Origin of the sequence: Wolbachia endosymbiont of Cardiocondyla obscurior (genome assembly GCF_902713635.1) — a bacterium.
Classification (GTDB): domain Bacteria; phylum Pseudomonadota; class Alphaproteobacteria; order Rickettsiales; family Anaplasmataceae; genus Wolbachia; species Wolbachia pipientis.
On the sequence record NZ_CACTIU010000068.1, the window covers coordinates 1 to 6,537 of the forward strand.

A 6,537-nucleotide genomic window follows, 5' to 3' on the forward strand; every position below is an offset into this window, starting at 1 on the left:
CTTAAATCCACACTATACGCCATTATAACTCAAATAGCTTATTATACCTTTATCATTTACTTTGGGAAGTACTATACTATCGGCTTGATGTGCATCCCCAAAGTGTAGTGGTATGGGCGGTATCTGACTCATAGACGTCGTTTCAATTATTAAATATGTTAAAGTACAAACATGAATGAGTTAGAAAAAGTTTGTTCAAGCTATATGAAAAAGTGAAAAATCTAGGGGTAGTGTGCTGCAAGACCTACCCATTCCAAAAAAAAATTGTTCTCACGCTGGCTGGTTTTGGTTGCTGGAAATGGTTGCATCGTTTAAATTTATTAATGTTATACACTACCAAATTAATAGTTGCTCATTTAAGAACCTCCTTCAACTTTACCCAACTCGACACATATACTTTTTGAAACATTGCTGCAAGTAGAAAAAAACAGGTTACCCACCTTAACTTCTTTAAATTTGCTCACAATCTTTACTTGATGCATAAGGTTTTTGTTACACTCCTTTCATCTACCGATTACCTCTACCTACCGCCTTTACCTTTGCTAAGGTCAGAAACACGACTAGCTTCAGGACCTTCTAAACTCGACTGTGGCAGGCCACCAAAATTACTGGAATCACTAACACTAAGCGATATAGGTGCTTCTACTGGTCCACACCCTCCTCCCACTCTGTGATATCCTAATTCTAGATAAGTACGTAGTAATGGATCAATTTGTTCTCTATTTTGAATGTATGCTTGCAATTGCACACTTTGAAATCCCGGATCATTCCTGAATAATTGTGAAATGCCCACTCTTATGCTCTGAAAGTAATTTCTATCTCTGTTTGGGTGGCCTCTTCCAAGAAAATCGCGTATTATATTTATGATATTCTGCACTTGCCCAACAGGATTTTTTTTTAGAACTCGATTAATATCACTAGCATTTTCTAACGCCCATAAACCACAATTCCGACCATCTGTTTGCTGACTAACAGAAACATTATTAATCCTGATATTATTTCCTAAGTTATCTTGAATGATATCAGTAATACCACCTGGAACAGCAGTAGCAGTTGAACCAGCATAGTACCCAACATAGTTCCCATTTTGACGTTCAATCACTAGTGTAACCCAATGAGCATTATCTAAAGTAATGATTAAGGTTAAACGCTGTTGTTTTTCATTTTCCCTAAATTGATTTAATACTCTAACAATGTGCTCGTTACCGTCATTCCTTGCCAAATTAGCTACTTCAAAAGTGTGATTACCTTCAGTACGAAGCTGATATCGCAATCTTCCAGCGTGAGCTATATCAATTTGTTGAAGCCAGTAATCATAATGTCCATTTCTCGTCGCAAATTCTAGCGTAAGTAGATCATTTACTTCTATCCCTTGATTTCTAAGAATATCTCTTATTTGTCTTCTTATCTCTTGTGCTGTAGGAATGGAATTATCACCTCTCCTTATTCTTGACTTTAATGTTTCTATTACCTGTGCTCTAGTACCTTGCAAGTAACTAAATGGAACGTGCAGATTATCATCTATATCAAGCAAAAAAATCGAGTTCTGTCCTGGTTTTCTTTCCGTGTAAAAGCGCCTGAAATTTTCACGAGTCTGATCTGATAATAGACCCTCTGGTGGATTTTCATCAATAACACTTTCAGGTCCCACTAATACTCCTGGTCTTGAGTCACGACCACCACGATCAAGTCTATGTACATACTCTTCTCTTCCTATTCCTTCTGGAATAGATATAAGACCTTCTACTCTCTCTGCACCTGCATTAAATATAAGAGGAAGTAAAACCACCTCATTTCCAGAAGTAATAGGCACATATCCTCTCTGCTTGTTTATAAGTTCTTTTATTTGATCTTTTGCGTTATTCTCCTTTTGTATTATTTCTTCTGCATTACCAGCAAATCTTAATATATATCCAATTGGATGAGTATCTGCTGTAGGTTGCCTTAATAATAAAAGGTCTAATCTCTGTTCTGTAATTCTTGTGAGTATTGCCCTTTCTCCTTCTTCTTCCTGACCCCTTTTCAAACTATATGTTTGACCAACTTTATACATAGCAAGCACTTTATAAGGATTATCACTAGCATAAAATGTACCATGTAGTATAGAACGAAACTTATCCTCACTATTAACATTTATTGCGTCCCTAAGTGGCATCAATATTCCAGAGATCTCTTGAAACAGCTCTCCATGATGACCTACATCTTGCCAGCCATCATTCATAACCCTTTCTGAAATACCATGTACATTTTCAGCATTAGGTACTTGTGCAAGATCACCATCAAGAAAATTATTTGCATTATTATTTTGGTAATCGTGATATAAACCAAGGTCATTTGGTTGATCAATATCTAGCTCAAATTGGTCATTAAGTGTGCATGAAACTTCCCATACATGAACATTATTTCCATTAATATTAAGATTTTCTAAATTGATTGCTCCTTGTTGTTGTGCATCGTGAGCTCTAATATGAAGTATAACTATATCAGAACCTTCAGCATGAAAGACCATAGTTAAACATCTTAAACCCTCATCACCATGTCTAAATATGTATTTTGTTATAGGTGCTTCGTCTTCTTCTTCTAGTTCTAAAGGGTGCCTATCAAAAGCACTACTTCCAAAAGTAAAACCAGTTATACAATCAAATACTCTGTTATAATTATCTGCATTTCTTGGTATTTCACCAGGAAGATGTTGAAGCAAGAAATCTCTAATATTCTTTCCAACCTCTTCATCTTCTATATACTCAAACAATCTTTGTACTAAAGGAAATCTATCCTGTTGAAGCCCTACTGTATCAACACTAAAAGGATCTAGATTTAAATTAAAATTTAATCCAACACAGACAGTATTTCTTGATTCAGTATGGATAGGTATAAATGAAAAAACATGCAATCTTTCAGCGTGACTTCTGGCGCGGTTTAATGCGATATTGGACGGTGCCCTTGTAGCAAGATTAACAACAATAGGAATATTTTCTCTTTCTGCTTGGTGACGTACAAGAAATGCAACATGTGAGTTTCTAGGAGATAAGTCAAGATCGATGCCTATTGTGTAGCGATGACTAAAATTTGCTAAAAAACCTAATAAAAACCCGTGACTCTCAAATTTTTGATTGCGATTTTCAATATTATTTTCTAGCGCTTGTCTGCAATTATCATAGATGTCAGTTATGTATGGCAAAACTTCCCTGTGCATTCTACGTTCTACATTTTGTCTTTGGTTATTTGCTAGTATTTCCATAAAGTTGTCAATCCTTTGTTGACCTTGTGCTACCTGTGCAAAATTGACTGATCTATCAAGTTGTCTGAGCTGATTTTGATTGAGTTGTCTTCCTTTTATTTCCTGAATTGTCAATCTGTGATCTCCTAAGAGTTGTCTAAGAAGACTAATCTCAGATGCTGAATATTTGGCAAATTTATCTCTACCCCTAAAATCCTTTTCACGAATCACCTCGAATACTGTTGCAATTGCCTCTCCCTGACTCTTGCCCTTTCCATGCATGCATACTTTATATTGCTCAAAATTTAGGTCTTCTGCCCTTAAATTCGGATTTTGCCGTCTAATCTCTTGCACTAGAGCATTTCTCTCCCTTGTACTAAACCTTAACCCATCACTGTTAGGGCGATCAGAAATGCTGTAACACTTGACAACTCGCTGTCCGTCACGACTACGAGTTGAAACAGCAACCTTTAAGTTTCCTGTATTTCTATTCCTACCACCTGTATCAATACCATGATTATCAAAACGAAAATAGACTCTCTCATTTGCAGTTAAGATACCAGCATCATGTGCAGTAGCAAACATACTAAAAAAGAATACAGGAAGGAAACGACCTGCACTCACATGATACAAAAAAGATGGACATTGATCTAAAAAAGATTCAAATCCTTGTCTGAATCCTTCAAGATCTCCATCCACCAAACTCCTAATAAATCCATCACCATTACTCATACAAAATACCCCTTATTTACTACGACCAGAAACACCAAGAGTTCATAAGTGGATTACTTATTACCACTAAGCGTAAAGACGCTTTTTTTCTTATAAGAAGAAACACCACTTACACTAGGAGTTCCAAGCTCAGACTGTGGACCATCATCAACTGGCAAAGTTGTTTCCTTACTACCATGAGCTTTAGATCGTGACCGTAAATTATTCCAAGGACCATCACCTACAGGTGGTAAAATTGTTTTCTCTAACTCAGAGAATAATTCTTCCGCAAATAGACCGTAATCCACATTTACTTTTTTACCTGGTCTTCCAGCTAATCTAAGATTTTTTGTTATTAATTTTTTAAAGAACTCAAACTTTTCAGGAAAGCAATCTTTAGCAAATAATATTACATCTAATATTTCTTTTTTCTCTACTTCTTTTTCCTCATCAGACTTATAAATGTCTTCTCGTTTCCAGTTAATTATTAACCCTGCAAGCATGTCCTGTATAGGAACTATACAATTAGAAATATTAACAGAAATCTTTCTGTATTCAATAAAGCAGTCACATTTCCAAATCTTCATAATAAGAGATCTAGCTTGAACATTTGATTCAGGATTTTTCAACATTACATTTGAAAGTGAGTAAAGAAGGAGGTCATACTCATCCTGTGAGAGTATTTCCTTTGAATGATCACCTCGTGCTGAAGCTTCCTCATAACACCAGCACTGTACCAAATCATGAACCGTATCAAAAAAACATGACTCTATTAATTCAGCAAAAAGGGAATATATTCCTTTATCTTTCTGCGATAATTTCTGTAAAAGAGTATCTTTATCAGCTATATTCCTTACACAAAAATCTAAAATAGGAGCATCTTTCTCAACAGATTGAACGCGAGACAGAGCAATAATAGCTTCTGTAAGTTTCTTTTCCTTATCTTCTTCTTTTAAATGATTATAAAAATACTCTACTCCTTCACTCCACTTAAGTTTTACAGCACTGTCAAAACCTTCTGACGCGTTACTTGGTTGCTTTAATCCCCCAGATTCTCTATCGATCCAGAAATCAAACACAGGACCTTTCCTCTTTATGCTATCTAGTAACGAGTTTCGTACGTATTTGCCAATTTCAGTTTCAGTTTTACCATCAAATGCACCAGGAGGAAAATTGTTCCTATAAGATTCAAATCTTTTTTGAAAGAGTGGATGAATTTTATCTACCACACAGTAACTACAAGCCATCTCATATTTGCGAAGTGGATTATCTATTCCACCTATTTTTTCTTCAGTAAACCTTTGACCTAAAGCAGCATTATCCAACCTTACACCTGACCAGCAACCTTCATCTTGGAATACATTGTGCAAAAACTTCAACTTATCACCCTTAAAGTATTTTATGTGCTCCATAAAGTTATCTTGAAGGACTCCCACCCATCTCTTGATAGCTGACTTCCTCCCGGCAGCAACTGTTGGATCTGGATGTTTAATAGCTTCCTGTAATTTTTTGGACATCGTAGCCCGAAGCTCTTTCTGTGTTGGCATTAACCCCTCCTATTAAGTATTTATATAAAAAAGGCATTGTACATACATTAGAATGGATTGCAACATAAAAATTACTAGAATAGAGGACTTAATAAAAAAAACGTTATGGCTAAAACTTTTCTTCTTGAATGTCCTTAATGTAATCAATAGAAAGGCCGATCATTTTAGCTATAACATCTATAGAGACACCGGCCTTAAGTGAATTCTTTGCAACTTCGATTTTCTCTGCTTTTCTGCCTTCGGCTCTGCCTTTTTCATGTCCGATTTGGATGGCTTCTCTATTTATGAGCTGTATTAGCTGTGGTGTTGTGTAGCAGATTATCCAATCTGGTGCTTCTCTGCCATTTTCCCACTTAGCAAATCTCATCTTTTCCTTGAGATAATATCTCCTATAAGCTTCCACAGCACTGCTGCATTTATACTGATCCGGCAGTGCTTGTATAAAAGCTTGCATATCAGTTGATCGAAAAATGAGTAAATCCTTATTACTATCACACCAATTTATTACTTCCTCTGATTTATGCTTCCTTTTGTATCGCTGTGTATACTCTTTACACAATTCTTTTCCATACTCTATCAACCAACAAAAGTTTCCTTTCGATTGCCTAGCCCACAAAGAACAAGGATGATTGCTGTGAGTGAGTTTATATGGAACTTCTATATCCTGATCTATGACACTAACAAAAGGATTTGGCGCTTTTAATGCTATTGAAAAAACATTACTTAATAACTGAGCAGTTTCTAATGGCATTTTTACTATATGCTTATCACATAACATTTTTGCCGCAATCTCTGGGTTTTCATCTAGTACAAAGATATTCATCTAAACATCCAAAGATAGAATCAGCTTAAGTCTTTAATTTCATTAGCTGTAAGACCAGTAGTTTGAGCTATAATATCAATAGAAACACCTGCTTTTAGTAGATTCTTTGCGACCTCAATTTTCTCTGCTTTTCTGCCTTTTTCATGTCCGATAAGGATGCCTTCTTCTCTACCTTTTTCAGTAGCATCATCAAGTTTTTGAGCGAGGACAGCCTGTTCATCAAGAATACGTTTTAT

The 6,537-nt window shown here is 35.8% G+C and carries 3 protein-coding genes and 1 pseudogene; all 4 read right to left on the bottom strand.

The genetic code is table 11. The features are described from left to right. Window positions 1-520: 520 nt before the first annotated feature. Window positions 521-3,952, bottom strand: coding sequence for a cytoplasmic incompatibility factor CifB (locus tag WOCAOBSORBRA_RS05195; RefSeq protein ID WP_281346862.1), 3,432 nt, complete (start codon window positions 3,950-3,952; stop codon window positions 521-523). 53 nt (window positions 3,953-4,005) lie between these two features. Beyond that, window positions 4,006-5,478 (bottom strand): cytoplasmic incompatibility factor CifA, encoded by a 1,473-nt coding sequence (locus WOCAOBSORBRA_RS05200; protein ID WP_174516070.1) that lies wholly within the window; start codon window positions 5,476-5,478, stop codon window positions 4,006-4,008. A 109-nt stretch (window positions 5,479-5,587) separates the two neighbouring features. Next, entirely contained in the window at window positions 5,588-6,301 is a 714-nt protein-coding gene (locus tag WOCAOBSORBRA_RS05205; RefSeq protein ID WP_015588934.1) for a pyrimidine dimer DNA glycosylase/endonuclease V, read from the bottom strand. A gap of 20 nt (window positions 6,302-6,321) precedes the next feature. Next, window positions 6,322-6,537 (bottom strand): annotated as a pseudogene (locus WOCAOBSORBRA_RS05210) (Rpn family recombination-promoting nuclease/putative transposase); the annotation flags it as partial.

What these genes read in the sequence shown, in the direction of transcription:
- WOCAOBSORBRA_RS05195 (WP_281346862.1), bottom strand. Translation starts at nt 3,952, where the DNA reads ATGAGTAATGGTGATGGATTTATTAGGAGTTTGGTGGATGGAGATCTT.
- WOCAOBSORBRA_RS05200 (WP_174516070.1), bottom strand. Translation starts at nt 5,478, where the DNA reads ATGCCAACACAGAAAGAGCTTCGGGCTACGATGTCCAAAAAATTACAG.
- WOCAOBSORBRA_RS05205 (WP_015588934.1), bottom strand. Translation starts at nt 6,301, where the DNA reads ATGAATATCTTTGTACTAGATGAAAACCCAGAGATTGCGGCAAAAATG.